The sequence below is a fragment of the Amycolatopsis sp. NBRC 101858 genome, assembly GCF_030269325.1.
Classification (GTDB): domain Bacteria; phylum Actinomycetota; class Actinomycetes; order Mycobacteriales; family Pseudonocardiaceae; genus Amycolatopsis; species Amycolatopsis ponsaeliensis.
Map to the genome: position 1 here is coordinate 138,873 of NZ_BSTD01000004.1, position 12,532 is coordinate 151,404.

Annotated in this window: 13 protein-coding genes; 6 read left to right on the top strand and 7 right to left on the bottom strand. The window is 70.6% G+C overall.

Translation table 11 applies throughout. The features are described from left to right. Nucleotides 1-27 precede the first annotated feature (27 nt). Together QSK39_RS29335 and QSK39_RS29340 are read left to right on the top strand one after the other, a co-directional pair. A complete protein-coding gene (locus QSK39_RS29335; RefSeq protein ID WP_285481067.1) occupies nucleotides 28-588 on the top strand; it encodes a hypothetical protein in 561 nt (186 codons plus the stop codon). A 66-nt stretch (nucleotides 589-654) separates the two neighbouring features. Then, on the top strand, nucleotides 655-2,148 hold the full coding sequence (locus tag QSK39_RS29340) for an amidase (RefSeq protein ID WP_285481068.1): 1,494 nt from the start codon (nucleotides 655-657) through the stop codon (nucleotides 2,146-2,148). Between the two features lie 213 nt (nucleotides 2,149-2,361). Here the strand turns inward: QSK39_RS29340 and QSK39_RS29345 are convergent, their stop codons facing one another. The 3 genes from QSK39_RS29345 to QSK39_RS29355 all read right to left on the bottom strand — a co-directional run bounded on the left by QSK39_RS29345 (nucleotide 2,362) and on the right by QSK39_RS29355 (nucleotide 5,003). Next, nucleotides 2,362-2,871, bottom strand: a complete 510-nt coding sequence (locus QSK39_RS29345) for a hypothetical protein (protein ID WP_285481069.1) — start codon at nucleotides 2,869-2,871, stop codon at nucleotides 2,362-2,364. A 34-nt stretch (nucleotides 2,872-2,905) separates the two neighbouring features. Beyond that, nucleotides 2,906-3,685: a class I SAM-dependent methyltransferase gene (locus QSK39_RS29350; protein ID WP_285481070.1), complete on the bottom strand. Its 780-nt coding sequence runs from the start codon at nucleotides 3,683-3,685 to the stop codon at nucleotides 2,906-2,908. Nucleotides 3,686-3,854: 169 nt separating this feature from the next. Next, complete coding sequence (locus QSK39_RS29355; protein ID WP_285481071.1) at nucleotides 3,855-5,003, bottom strand: hypothetical protein; 1,149 nt, start codon at nucleotides 5,001-5,003, stop codon at nucleotides 3,855-3,857. Between the two features lie 230 nt (nucleotides 5,004-5,233). On the opposite strand from QSK39_RS29355, the gene QSK39_RS29360 reads away from it, so the two are divergent. Beyond that, on the top strand, nucleotides 5,234-6,436 hold the full coding sequence (locus tag QSK39_RS29360; protein ID WP_285481072.1) for a L,D-transpeptidase: 1,203 nt from the start codon (nucleotides 5,234-5,236) through the stop codon (nucleotides 6,434-6,436). Nucleotides 6,437-6,491: 55 nt separating this feature from the next. On the opposite strand, the gene QSK39_RS29365 is transcribed toward QSK39_RS29360, so the two are convergent. Both QSK39_RS29365 and QSK39_RS29370 read right to left on the bottom strand, forming a co-directional pair. Next, nucleotides 6,492-7,262, bottom strand: a complete 771-nt coding sequence (locus tag QSK39_RS29365; protein ID WP_285481073.1) for a glycoside hydrolase family 75 protein — start codon at nucleotides 7,260-7,262, stop codon at nucleotides 6,492-6,494. 385 nt (nucleotides 7,263-7,647) lie between these two features. Beyond that, nucleotides 7,648-8,433 (bottom strand): DinB family protein, encoded by a 786-nt coding sequence (locus QSK39_RS29370; RefSeq protein WP_285481074.1) that lies wholly within the window; start codon nucleotides 8,431-8,433, stop codon nucleotides 7,648-7,650. 78 nt (nucleotides 8,434-8,511) lie between these two features. Between QSK39_RS29370 and QSK39_RS29375 the strand changes: the two genes are divergently transcribed. The 3 genes from QSK39_RS29375 to QSK39_RS29385 are packed head-to-tail and all read left to right on the top strand — an operon-like array spanning nucleotide 8,512 to nucleotide 10,665. Then, on the top strand, nucleotides 8,512-9,009 hold the full coding sequence (locus tag QSK39_RS29375; RefSeq protein WP_285481075.1) for a GNAT family N-acetyltransferase: 498 nt from the start codon (nucleotides 8,512-8,514) through the stop codon (nucleotides 9,007-9,009). A gap of 51 nt (nucleotides 9,010-9,060) precedes the next feature. Then, nucleotides 9,061-9,870, top strand: a complete 810-nt coding sequence (locus tag QSK39_RS29380; protein WP_285481076.1) for a hypothetical protein — start codon at nucleotides 9,061-9,063, stop codon at nucleotides 9,868-9,870. A 36-nt stretch (nucleotides 9,871-9,906) separates the two neighbouring features. Beyond that, on the top strand, nucleotides 9,907-10,665 hold the full coding sequence (locus QSK39_RS29385; protein ID WP_285481077.1) for an MBL fold metallo-hydrolase: 759 nt from the start codon (nucleotides 9,907-9,909) through the stop codon (nucleotides 10,663-10,665). Here QSK39_RS29385 and QSK39_RS29390 read toward each other — a convergent pair. Continuing rightward, on the bottom strand, nucleotides 10,654-11,424 hold the full coding sequence (locus QSK39_RS29390; protein WP_285481078.1) for a phosphatase PAP2 family protein: 771 nt from the start codon (nucleotides 11,422-11,424) through the stop codon (nucleotides 10,654-10,656). The genes QSK39_RS29385 and QSK39_RS29390 overlap by 12 nt on opposite strands. Before the next feature lie 47 nt (nucleotides 11,425-11,471). Continuing rightward, the gene (locus QSK39_RS29395; protein ID WP_285481079.1) at nucleotides 11,472-12,494 is read right to left on the bottom strand and encodes an SDR family oxidoreductase; all 1,023 of its coding nucleotides are present in this window, start codon (nucleotides 12,492-12,494) and stop codon (nucleotides 11,472-11,474) included. Between the last annotated feature and the right edge of the window lie 38 nt (nucleotides 12,495-12,532).

Consider the following 12,532-nt stretch of genomic DNA (forward strand, 5'->3'; position numbering starts at 1 on the left):
CTCGGCGGCCGGCGGTAGTGTCGGCGGATGGGGTTCGGGGAGCGGGCGCGCAGGGTGCGTGACGGGCGCCTGGCGTACGGCCGGCGGGTCGCGGCGCTGTGCTCGTGCGTGAGCCTGTACCACCCGATCGGTCACCGGGCCACGCTGAGCTTCCTCGCGGAGCTGGCCGGGCCGTACCAGCGGCACGAGCGGGCGCTGCTGCGTGCGCTGGAGGAGCTGGAGGCCAGTCGTGCGGTGTGGCGCGCGGAGGCCACCGCCTACGCGAGTGCGCGCGTAAAGCAGAAGCGGCTCGGCCGGCGGGTGCCGTCACCGAGTGATCCACCGCCGCGGGGCAGGATGGGTGGCCACTGGTACGCGGCGGCGCCGGAGGTGTCGCGCCGCGCGGCCGTGCACGCGCTGAAGCTCTGGGAGCGCGACCTCCAGCCGGGCTTCGCGAACGACGAGGTGCGGTCCGTCGTGCGGTGCTGCATCGCCGCCGGTGGCCGGCTCGGCGAGGAGCAGGGGGACATCGTTTCGCGCCTGCGGACACAGGCCGAGAGCGAGGACGTTCGCTGGGCGATGGTTCTCATCCATCCCGGCAAGAATTGAAGCGTCCATCCGGTTGCCCGAAGCGGAATTTTATGGCTCCCACGGCAGGTCGCTAGCTTCGGATTCATGGAATGGAGCTTGCACACCGCCGAAGAACTCATGACCGCGATGCGGGCCGGTGCGGTGACATCGGGGGAACTGACCGACGAGGCGATCGCCCGGATCGAGCGCGACGACGAGGTGACCAACGCGATCTGCGTGCCGGACTTCGACCGGGCGCGGGCCGCCGCACACCGGGCCGACGAGGCACGCGCCCGCGGTGAGGACCGGCCGCTGCTCGGCGTTCCGGTGACGGTCAAGGAGTGCTACGACATCGCCGGGCTGCCCACGACCTGGGGCATGCCGCCGCACCGGGACTTCCGGCCGGCCGAGGACGCGGTCCAGGTGGCGCGGCTCAAAGCCGCGGGCGCGGTGGTGCTCGGCAAGACCAACGTGCCGCTGGGGCTGCAGGACATCCAGAGCTTCAACGAGATCTACGGCACCACCACCAACCCGTGGGACCACAGTCGCACGTCGGGTGGCTCGTCCGGCGGGTCGGCGGCGGCCCTGGCGTCCGGGTTCGGCGCGCTGTCCCTCGGTTCCGACCTCGCCGGGTCGCTGCGCACCCCCGCGCACTTCTGCGGCGTCTACGCCCACAAGCCGACGCTCGGGCTGGCGGCCGGCCGCGGCATGGTCCCGCCGTCCGAGCCGGCCTGGCCGGTCGACCTCGACCTCGCCGTCGTGGGTCCGATGGCGCGGTCCGCCCGCGATCTCTCGCTCCTGCTCGACGTCATGGCCGGACCGGACCCGCTGACGCACGGCGTGGCGTACCGGCTGGCACTACCGCCCGCCCGCCACGAGCGGCTCGGCGATTTCCGCGTCCTGGTCCTCGACGACCATCCGCTCATTCCGTCCGGGTCCGCCGTGCGAGCGGGGGTGAACCGGGTGGCCGACGCACTCGCCGACGGCGGCGCCCGCGTCGAACGGCACAGTCCGCTGTTACCCGATCTGACCGAAGCGGCGACGCTCTACATGCAGTTGCTGATTTCGGGTTCCGTCGCGCGGTTTCCCCTCGAATCGGACGAGCAATTGCGGGCCCGCGTCTCCGGACTGGATGCGGACGACCGCAGTCTCGACGCCGTGCGGCTGCGAGCCCTGCTGTTCAGCCACCACGACTGGCTGGCGGCGAACCACCGCCGCGAGGTCCACCGCCACGGCTGGCGGCAGCTGTTCGCCGAGTTCGACGCCGTCGTGTGCCCGATCACGCCGACGCCCGCGTTCCCGCACGACCACGCTCCGAACCCGATGGAACGGCGCATCGACGTCGACGGCGTCGACTACCCGTACTTCGACCAGCTCGTCTGGGCCGGCCTGGCCACCATGCCCGGCCTGCCCGCGACCGCCGTCCCCGCGGGCCGGTCTCCCGAGGGCCTGCCGGTCGGGGTGCAGCTCATCGGCCCGATGTTCGAGGACCGCACCCCGCTGCGGCTCGCCGAACTGCTCGAGCGGAAGCTCGGCGGCTTCCAGGCCCCGGAGCAGAGCGTCCCGGCGCGCTCGTCGGCGGCATCGTCCGTGGCATGACTCGCACCGGACTTCGTCGTCTCGGGGGATGATGGCCGGTCCTCTTCGGCCGTACGGTCCGCCGCCGGGGCGGGGCTGCACCACCACCGGTTCTCCGGCAACCCGTGGGCCGGGGCGGTGCCGGGCGGCCGTTACGGGCGGAGATCGCCGGCGCCGGCGTGCCCTCGGACCACTGCGGGGTGCTTGCCGAACTGCGTTGCTGAACCGCAGGAGTCACAGGGGGTCGTACTCGTCACCGTTTTCGTTGAGCAGCAGGTAATCGGGCGACAGGTCCGTGAGGCACCTGCTCAGCTCCGCCAGCAGCTCTTCGACGGCGACCGGGCCGAACCCCAGCTCCGCGGACACCTCGGAGCGGTGCTGGCCGATCAGGGGCTCGTACTCGGTCATCTCCGCGTAGGAGGATTCGAAGGCGGCGCGCATCGCGTCGCGGTCGGGTGCGTGCGGCACGACGTCTTGCCAGGTCGGCACCCCGACGATCAGGCGGATCGCCGCGTCCAGATCGGGGGCGATGATCCCGGCCGAGCCTTCGGAGCCGGCGTAGAGCACGGGCCCGTCGCCGCACACGAAGAACGTGCCGCCCGCGGCATCGCCGGCGACCACGCGCAGCTCGCCGCCCGAGGCCAGCCGCACCGGTTCGACGGGGTCGAGGCGGGCGATGTCGAAGTCGAACACGCTCGCCAGCAGTTCGGCGGCGCGGGCGTTCGTCCGGAGGCGATCGAGCATGGCGGAACGATAGCCGCGCCGGGCGGCCGGGAAGTCACGGCCCGGTCTTCCGGCCGACGATCAGCACGGCGTGCCCGAGCACCTTCGGGTGCCGCAGCGGGAACGGCAGCGGCAGGAACCCGGCGAGGCTCTCGAACTCGGCGATCGAGGCTCCCGCGCCGCGGATTCTCTCCCGGAGGTGGTCGGCCGACGGGTAGCAGGCCGGGTCGCCGAACAGGTCGAGGAAGACGTACCGGCCGCCCGGCCGCAGGACCCGCAGGGCCTCGACCACCCCGTCGGACTTGCGCTCGACATCGCCGATTTCGTGGAAGGTCAGGCAGCTGACCACCGTGTCGAAGCTGCCGTCGGCGAACCCGAGGGCGGCGCCGCTCCGCTCGAGGAAGGTCGTGCGGGCGGAGACTCCTTCGAGCCGCGCGTTGTCTTCACACAGCTGCTTCGAGTACGCCCAGTCCCGTCCCCACGAGTCGACGCCGGTCACGGTGCCGTCCGGCGTCGCTTTCGCGAGCTTGACGACCAGGCTCCCGCTGCCGCAGCCCACGTCCAGGGTCGTGCCGGAGGTCGCCGGCCCGGCCCGGGTGACGATCAGGTCGTGGATGCGACGCTGGAAGTCACCGCCGCGCGGGGCGAACCGGTGGATGGTGAGCGCCAGGATCGTCGCGATGTAGCCGGACACCGCGAACGGGACCAGGAACAGCAGGAACCACGGCGAAAGCGGCGCCAGCGCGCTCCCGGCCAGGCACACGCCGCTCACCGCGGCGAACACCGCGAGCCGGGTGCTGCGGATCCAGGTGCGGTAACGCGGTCGATGAGCCACAGGTCTTCCCGCCCGCCAGTCGCGACGACACAGTCGGTCGGCATCGATGCTGCCCGCCCCGCCCGGCCGGGTCGATCCGGCAGGCCACCCGGAAGAAGGTGAGGAGAGCCCTACGACGGCCGGAAAGCGGGCCGTCTCCCTCGGTCCGGGGGAGACGGCCCGCCGGAGGTCAGCCGCGGGCCGCGGCCACCGCCGCCGCGGCCGGCTGGTCGGCGGCCGGCGGCATCAGCTTCGGGTACTCCTTCTGGAACTTCTCGATCATCGTGGCGGACGGGACGATCCGGTTCGGGTTGCCCTGGCTCGTCGCCTGCTTCTCGCCCCACGCGCCGGCGGCCTTGCGCTGGTCGGGGGTGCCGTGGCTGTGGAAGCAGTCACCGATGGAGGCGTCCAGGTAGGTGACCTCCTGCTGGGTGCGGGCGTTCCACCCGAAGCCCTTGGCGTGCGCGACGAAGTAGCCGCCGTAGGCATCCGGGCCCATCTCGGAGGACTCGTTGCGCGGGTAGTTGTCGTGGGCGAAGTCGACCTGGTGGCCGTACTCGTGGCCGACCACGGACTCCACCGAGACGTCGTCGAACCCGAGGAGGTTGACGGTGTCGAGCAGGCCGTCGCCGAGCGCCACGCGCTTGCCGCCGAGGCTGCCGGCCGGGGCGGAGAACGCGTTCAGGGTGAGCAGCGGGTTGCGGCCGCCCTGCAGGGCCGGCACTTCGTAGAGCACCTTGGCGGCGAGCGCGGCGGCGTCCTTCACCTTGGCCGGCGCGAGGCCGAGGCCGAAGGTCTGCGCCATCTTCGCCTGGCTGCCGAGGTCGGTGCCCTTCCAGGCGACGAGCTGGATGTTCCAGCTCTCGATGTCCCAGAAGCCGCGCAGCTTGTCGATCGTGTCGGTGGCGCGCGGGGTGTACTGGCCGTCGGTGCCGAAGACCTGCGGGGTCTTGTCGGACGCGACGCCCTGGACGTAGAGCTGGCCGAGCCCCGACAGCGCGTCGAGCGCCTGACCTTCGAGCGGGGTGAGCTGGGACGCGAGCTTGTTCGCGTAGGTCAGCAGCGAACCCTCGGTGCAGCCCGGGATCGGGCCGGCCGCGGCCCGGCTCCGGGGGCCGATCTTCTGGACGGGCGAGTCGATGAGCCGGTCGACGCCGCGCAGCGCGCTCGCGGGCAGGCCGTTGTAGAGGTCGATGACGTCCTGGTACAGCTGCGCGACGTCCTGCTCGACGGTGGACGGTGCGGCCGCGGCCGCGGGAACGGCGGTGGCGAGCGCGAGCGCCGCCACGGTGCCCGCCGCCGCGAGTGTCCTGCCGAGGAATCTGGTCCGGTTGGGCAAGGTGGTTCCCCTCGTTCTGGTCCGGTTCAAGATCACGAAGCACCGCCACGTTAGGGCGGTGACCGGCGGCGGAACCGGCGCCAGGGCAAGAACCCCGGAATGGTCCACGTCTTTCGGAGGGTTTTCGCCGGGCCGGCATCGGCCGAAAGTACTAGGAGCCGCTTCGTCCTCGAGTGATCGAATCGTGACGCAACTCGGGACGGGGGTGGAACGTCTTGAGGGGCGTGAGAATGATCCGTATCGCCGGGTTCGGCCTGGTGACCCTGCTGCTGGCCGCCTGTAGTGGACAGACCGACGGGACCGCGCAGGCGGTCGGAGCCGCCGGGGCGACCGGGACGGCGGCGGAGCCCGGGGTACCGGCCGCGACGGTGGCGTTCGAGGGCGGGGACAAGCTGAGCCCGAAGGACCCGATCGTCGTCCGGGCGTCGGGTGGCACGCTGCAGGCGGTCACGGTCACGAACCCGCAGACCGGCAACGCGGTCAAGGGTGAGCTCTCGCCGGACAAGACGACGTGGACCAGCAACGACCGCCTCCGGTACGCGGCCACGTACCAGGTGGCCGCCACCGCGGTGAACCAGGCGGGTGCGGCGACCGAGCAGCACGGGGAAGTGCACACGCTCAAGCCGGCCGGGGTCGCCACGGCGTCGCTGTTCCAGCCGGCCTCGGGTGACTTCGGCGTCGGCCTGATCATCGGGCTGAAGTTCGACCACGACATCACCGACAAGGCCGCGGTGGAGAAGTCCTTCAAGGTGACGTCCTCGCCCGCCCAGGGCGGCGGCTGGTACTGGGTCGGCAAGCGCGAAGTCCACTTCCGGCCCCAGGAGTACTGGAAGGCCGGCTCGACCGTGAAGCTCGAGACCACGACCTTCGGCATGCCGATCGGGGGCGGCGTGTACGGCGGCCAGGACGTCTCGGCCACCTACAAGGTGCACGACTCCTGGGTCGCCAAGGCGGACGGCAAGACGCACCAGATCAAGGCGTTCCACAACGGCCAGCTGGTGAAGACCGCGCCGACCAGCATGGGCAAGACCGCCGACACCCCGCCGCGGGGTCCGACGCCGACCTTCAACGGCACGCACACCGTGCTGGGGAAGGAAGAGCACAAGATCATGGACTCCTGCAGCTACGGCGTGTGCGAGGGCGACCCCGGCTACTACAGCGCACCGGAGAACTGGAACGTCCGGATCTCCAACGACGGTGAATACCTGCACGAGAACCTGAAGACGGTCGGGGTGCAGGGCAGCGCCAACGTCTCCAACGGCTGCCTCAACATGAACACCGAGAACGCCAAGTGGTTCTTCGACACCTTCAACGTCGGCGACGTCGTCGAGGTCACCAACTCGGGCGGCCCACAGCTGTCCATCAACAACGGTCACGGGGACTGGGGCATCAGCTGGAGCGCCTGGCAGGCCGGCAGCGCCCTGCACGGCTGAGCCGCGGCCACCGCTGCGGCGGTGGCCGCGGTCGACTTCGTTGCCTCGCGGGAATTCAGAGGCCCATGCTGCTGCCGAGGCTGTCCAGAGCCTTCTGCACCAAGGCCTGGGCGTTGGCGTTCAGGGCGGAGTTCGCGCCGTTCACGACCCAGGACGAGCCGGAGAAGATCACCACGGTCACGCCGTTGTCGACGCCGCCGGTGGTGCCGCTGCTGGGGATGCCGAGCGACGAGGCCGCTTTCACCGACGCCTCACCCAGTTCGCGGGAGTCGTTGTCCGAAGTGGTCTGGTCGTTCCCGGTCTGCGTGTCGCCGAAGATCGCACCGATCACCTTGCTCTTGTAGAACATCAGCGCGAACTGCCGGCCCTTGATGCCGTGCTCCTTGTAGAAGAAGTGCGGGCACGGGCTCTTGCGGTCGTAGCAGTCGTCACCCAGCACGTAGAACGGCACGTGGTGCGCGGCGAGCTGCTTGCCGTTGCTGTCCTGGAACGTCGTCTCGCCCTGGTGGTCCGGGTCGGGATCGGGGTCGCTGCCGTCGTCGTCGACGGCCAGGGAGGAGCTGTAGGCGTAGACGCCGGAGGACACCTGGAACACGTTGACGTTCTGGGACCGCGTCATGGTGTTGATGTGGGGCTTGGAGTTGACCTTGTTCGCGGTGGTGCTGTTCTTCTTGACACCGGCCAGCACCTCGGCGGCGGTGTACGTTTTGTCCGCCGAGGCGGGGGTGGTCGTCGTGGCCGCCTCGGCGACTTTGACACCGAGCGGGGGAGCGATGAGCGTCAGAGCCGCGGCGGCTACCACAGCGAAGCGCTTGCGGGATGACATGGGCGAGGACCCTCCACTGTTCGTTAGGAAAGTTACCTAACAGAGGGAACCACCTGTGAGGCCGATCACGTGAAAGTTTTACCAACATTTTGGAGAAATGTCCCGGTCGCCGGGGCAAGCCGGGTGCGACTGGGTAGGGGTGCCTGAACTGTGGCAAGCTCGCGCATCAGCGCCATGGCCTCCTGTGGGCAAGCGGTGCCCGTCGGAGCGGCGCGGGACCAGTCGCCCGGCAGGGAATCCACTCGGCATCTCGCAGGCGCGTCCCAGGTGACGCGGGGGTGCGCTGCTCGCCGTCCGGCCCGTGGAACCGAACCCCGCGGGCCGGACGGTCAGTGTCGTCCAGCGCGGCATCGTGCCCGTCCGCGCCGCGTACGCCGGCAAGGTGCTACTGCGGTTCGGACACGCCTGCCTCGAGCACCGCGAGGTCGCGCACCGCGTAACGGTGGTGTTCGGCTTCTTCCTTCAACACGACCTTCAGACACCGGCGCACGACGTACTCCTGGTCGGGATACGGGTCGGCCGGCTTGCGACCGCACACCCGGTCGAGCTCAGCTGCCGTCAGGCCGTCGACGACACGTCGCATCGCGGCCATGCGGGCGAGCCGCGGAGCGAGCACCTCGTCGAGTGTCGGGGTGGCGTCGAGGGTGACGCCGAGCTTCGCCGCCTCGTCGGGCGTCGTCCCGCCGTGGGGGATGCCCAGTGGGTGGTAGGGCGCTTCCTCTTCGAGCACGGCGTTGCCGAGCCAGGCATCGGAGGCGAGAAGCAGGTGCCGTTGCGTCTCGACGAACGACCACTCGCCGTCGACCCGCTCGTGGAGTTTCGCGTCGGGCAACAGCCTCGCCCGGTCGAGCGTCGCGCTCCAGAGGGTTTCGACGGCGTCCCAAGCGGCCCGGTAGTCCTCGGGGGACGCCGCATTCCGCGCCAGGGCCCGTGCGGGATGGCGGCGGTCGAGTTCGGCTTCGACGTAAGCGGTGACGTCGACGTCGTTGACGACGACGCGCTCGAAGTCGCCACCCAGGTAGACGTCGCTGCCGTAGCAGTCGACGATCTTCAGGCCGTTCACCTCGCAGTCGCGGATTTCGAGGCCGTCGAGGGTGCACAGGTGGATGCGAGCGCCGCGGAACTGGTCGCTCTGGGCGTATTCGGAGACCATCGGAGCAGTCTTGCTCACCCGTCCTGCCCGCGCCACGCCCGCACCGGCATGGCCGTCGCGCGGATGTCACGGCCCAGGTGTGTAGCGTCGGCTGTTATGAGCTGGCTGCCCGACGATTTCGTCCACCCCGTCTCCGTGCCCGTGCCCGACACCGGGCTTCACCTGCGGCCGATCCGGGAGGCGGACACCGCTCTCGATTACCCCGCTGTGATGGGCTCGCGGGAGCGCCTGTGGGGAATCTTCGGCCCGGCCTGGTCTTGGCCCAAGGAGACGATGACGTACGAGGAGGACCGCCTCGACCTGTTGCGGCACGAGAAGGAGATAGCCGCGCACCAGTCGTTCAACTACGCGCTGCTGGACGAAGAGGAGACCGCGATCCTCGGGTGCGTGTACATCGACCCGCCCGAGCGCACCGGTTCCGACGGCGAAGTGGCGTGGTGGGTGGTGGACGACCTCGTCGGCAGCGAAGTGGAGCACGCGCTCGACGCGCTGGTGCCGCAGTGGATCGCCGCCGACTGGCCCTTCAGCCAGCCCCGCTTGCTGGGGCGCGACATCACCTGGCAGGACTGGCTCGCGCTGCCGCCCAGCAGCTGACGGCCACGGAACGGCGTTGCCGACGGAGGCCGGCTGGGTCATGATCGCGTCGTGGAACTCGAGTGGGGGTACTTTCGGCAGCTGTACGAAGGCTTGCTCGATCACGATGACCGTCGGGCTTATCTGAGCCGTCATCAGTCGACCGCTGCTGATCACCTGGCCGAGTTGGAGCCGTTGCGCAAACGGGAACCGATACCTGCCGGCGGGGACGACGAGCAATCGTGGCGGATCATGAAACTCTACGGGCTCAGCCGGGTCAGCGACTACCTGATCGAACGGTTCTGCGCGCAGGGAGAGCCGCTCGCGGTGTACGGGGAGTTCTTCTCGGGCCTCGGGCTGGCTCCGTTCGAGCACGCCGAGGCGTTCTCCCCGTTCCACCACGAGATCTTCGCCGTCGTGCAGGACCCGTCCGCGACGACCGTGACCGTGGAAGAGGTGTTGTGGCCCGGCTGGTGGTTCGGTGACCTGCTGTTCAGCCGCGCCGGGGTGCGGGTGCGGGCGCCTCGGCAGCTCGTCGATGCCGCTGTCGCCACGACCTCGACCTTGTACTTCACCTTCCGTCGCGGGCCGCGCCGGACCGCCGACCTGTCGCATGGCTGGGGTTCGAACTCCCAGTGGCGAACGTCCTTCAGCCGGTTCTACTCCGACGAGGACGGGCTGCACTTCAACTGGGATGGCGAGGTCGACATCGGCGACGATTCGCCGGCGCCGCGGGCCGGTTGGCCCGAACACGAGGTGGAGCCGCTGGAGCAGCGCCGGGAACTGCTGCTGCACCGCTGTTTCGTCCGCGGGCCGCTACCCGCAGACGAAAGTGACCGGTTCCCCTACGGCGACCGGATCAGCCTCGCCGCCGCGGAGTGATTCGCGTTCGGGGGCGGCACCTGACACAGTGGACCGATGCTGAAGCAGGTGGCCGACGGGGTCTGGGTGCGGCAGAGCGAGTGGGTCCGGAGCAACGCCGTCGTCGTGCGGGGGGATGAGGGGCTCGTCCTCGTCGATCCCGGGATCGACGGCTCCGATCTGAACCAGCTCGCCGATGACGTCGAGCGGCTCGGGGTGCCGGTCGTCGCCGGGTTCGCCACCCATCTGCACTGGGACCACCTGCTCTGGCACTCCCGGTTCGGCGACGTCCCGCGGTACGCCACCGCGGCCTGCGCGCAGGCCGCCGGTGCCGTCCGGGAACGGGCGCAGGCCATGGCCGCCGAGAGCGCCACCGGTATTCCGCTGGAGCTGATCGGCCTCGTCACCCCACTGCCCGAAGACGGGGGACCCGTGCCGGGGGAGCTCGTCGCGCACGAGGCGCACGCCGTCGGGCACGCCGCCGTCCTGCTCGCCGATCGGGGGGTTCTGCTCGCCGGGGACATGCTCTCCGACGTCCTGATCCCGATGCTCGACCCCCACCGTCCCGGTCAGGTCGACGCCTACGGGACCGCGCTCGACCGGCTGGGCGAGGCCGCCCGGCACGTCGAGGTCGTGGTCCCGGGCCACGGCTCCGTCGCCGAGGGGCCCGAGGTGGCGGCCCGGCTCGCCGCCGATCGCGCCTACCTCGACGCGCTGCGGCGCGGGGAAGACCCCGTCGACGCTCGGCTCGAGCAGGACTGGCTCGACGGCCCCCACCAGGCGAACCTGGCGCAGGCCCGGAACTCAGCCGGCTGAACTCCGGCCGTCGAACCCCTGCGCGGCAACGGTTCGCCGGGCGACGCGGTCCCACAACGACGCCGCGAGGATCGACACGGCCAGCAGCGTGACGCTGCCCGCGATGTCGAGCACATAGTGGTTCGCCGTGGCCAGCACGTCCGCCGTCATGAGCAGCGGGAACGCCCACGCCGCCAGCGCGGCCCGCGGATGGCTGCCCCGGAGCGCCGTCCACACCGCGTACGCGCACCAGAGCGACCAGCCCACGTGCATGCTGGGCATGGCCGTGTAGTGGGTGGGACTCGTCCAGCTCGGCTGGTCGAAGATGTCGTACCTGGCCACGATGTCGACGGCACCCGGCAGGGCGAACCGCGGTGGTGACATCGGCACCGCCCAGTAGACCGGCAGGACGAGGGCCATCATCGCGACCATCGTCCGGCGGACCCGGCGGTACACCTCGGCGTGCCGGACGAACACCCACAGCAGCGTTCCGGCCACCACCACGTAGTACAGCCGGTACAGGTACACGGCCAGCCGGCCGAGGAACGGATTCCCGGCCAGCCGGCCGTTCATGCTCCGCTCGATGTCGAGGTGCACCGCGTGTTCCGCGGACTGGAGAGCCAGCGCATGGGCGTTGGCCGCCGCGAAGTCCTTGCCCACAGCGGCGTCGAGGCGCGCGAAGAGCAGGAACCAGGCCACCAGGAAGATCAGCTCGGCGAGCACGGCCGGCCGCTCGCCGACGCTCCGGAAGAGCGCGAGCACTCGGCGGTTGCGCTGCACGCGGTCACCCTAGCCGAGGGCGTTCTCCGCCGGGCCGTGTTCGGGTATCAGACGGTCGTGCGCTTCAAGGCGAGCAGGCTTTCCGCCGTCTCGGCGATCGTGGTTTCGATCGGCCGCGGCGACCAGCCGAGCACCCGCTGGGCCTTCTCCGAAGTGGCGTCGTAGTTGTGGCCCAGCCGGGGGCCGAGGATGCGCAGCCGGGGGTTGACCCGCGCGAGGGCCCGCGCCGTCCACACCGGCAGTTCGCGCGTGGGCACCTTCGACGCCCGGTCGCCGAGGCGGTCGCGCAGGACCGCCGCGATCTCGCGCACCCACAGGCTGTGCCCGGAGATCGCGAGGAACCGCTCGCCCGCCGCGGCCGGGTCGGTCATCGCCCGCAGGTGCAGGTCCGCGACGTCGCGGACGTCCACGTACCCCATCGCGAACTTCGGCAGCACGGGCAGCTCGCCGTCCAGCATCCGCTGGATCAGTCCCAGGGACGGCGAGTAGTCGGTGCCGAGCACCGGCCCGAACACACCCACGGGATTCACGACGGCCAGCTCGATCCCGCCGTGCTCGGCCACGAACTGCCAGGCCGCCTTCTCGGCGAGCGTCTTGGACTTCTGGTACGGCGGGATCCCGGCGTCCACATCGGACCAGTCCGCTTCGGTGAACACCCGCGACTTCTCCGGGTGCCCCATCCCGACGGCCCCGAACGCCGAGGTCAGCACGACCCGCTTCACCCCGGCCTCGCGCGCCGCCCGCAGCACGCGCAGCACCCCGTCCCGGGCGGGCACGACCATCTCGTCGTCGTTCTTGGGCACGCTGGTGAGCGTGGGGGAGGCGACGTGCAGCACGTAGTCGCAGCCCTCGACCGCGTCGCGCCAGCCGGCGTCCTGCTGGAGATCCGCCTGCAGCACGGTCAGCTTGGCGTCTTCGGGCGCTCCGCCGGCGCGGAGCATCTCCCGCACCGCGGGCTCCTTCTTCAGGTCGCGCACCGTCGTGCGGACGGAGTGCCCGTCCGCCAGCAACGCGAGCACGCACCAGCTGCCGAGGTAGCCGGAGCCGCCGGTGACCAGTACTTCGGACATGGAAGAACCTCACAAGGTAGGAGTGACTTGGCGTGGCC

Bases quoted from the DNA above. Each gene is read 5' to 3' on its own strand.
- QSK39_RS29335 (WP_285481067.1), top strand. From the start codon at position 28: ATGGGGTTCGGGGAGCGGGCGCGCAGGGTGCGTGACGGGCGCCTGGCG.
- QSK39_RS29340 (WP_285481068.1), top strand. From the start codon at position 655: ATGGAATGGAGCTTGCACACCGCCGAAGAACTCATGACCGCGATGCGG.
- QSK39_RS29345 (WP_285481069.1), bottom strand. From the start codon at position 2,871: ATGCTCGATCGCCTCCGGACGAACGCCCGCGCCGCCGAACTGCTGGCG.
- QSK39_RS29360 (WP_285481072.1), top strand. From the start codon at position 5,234: ATGATCCGTATCGCCGGGTTCGGCCTGGTGACCCTGCTGCTGGCCGCC.
- QSK39_RS29365 (WP_285481073.1), bottom strand. From the start codon at position 7,262: ATGTCATCCCGCAAGCGCTTCGCTGTGGTAGCCGCCGCGGCTCTGACG.
- QSK39_RS29375 (WP_285481075.1), top strand. From the start codon at position 8,512: ATGAGCTGGCTGCCCGACGATTTCGTCCACCCCGTCTCCGTGCCCGTG.
- QSK39_RS29385 (WP_285481077.1), top strand. From the start codon at position 9,907: ATGCTGAAGCAGGTGGCCGACGGGGTCTGGGTGCGGCAGAGCGAGTGG.
- QSK39_RS29395 (WP_285481079.1), bottom strand. From the start codon at position 12,494: ATGTCCGAAGTACTGGTCACCGGCGGCTCCGGCTACCTCGGCAGCTGG.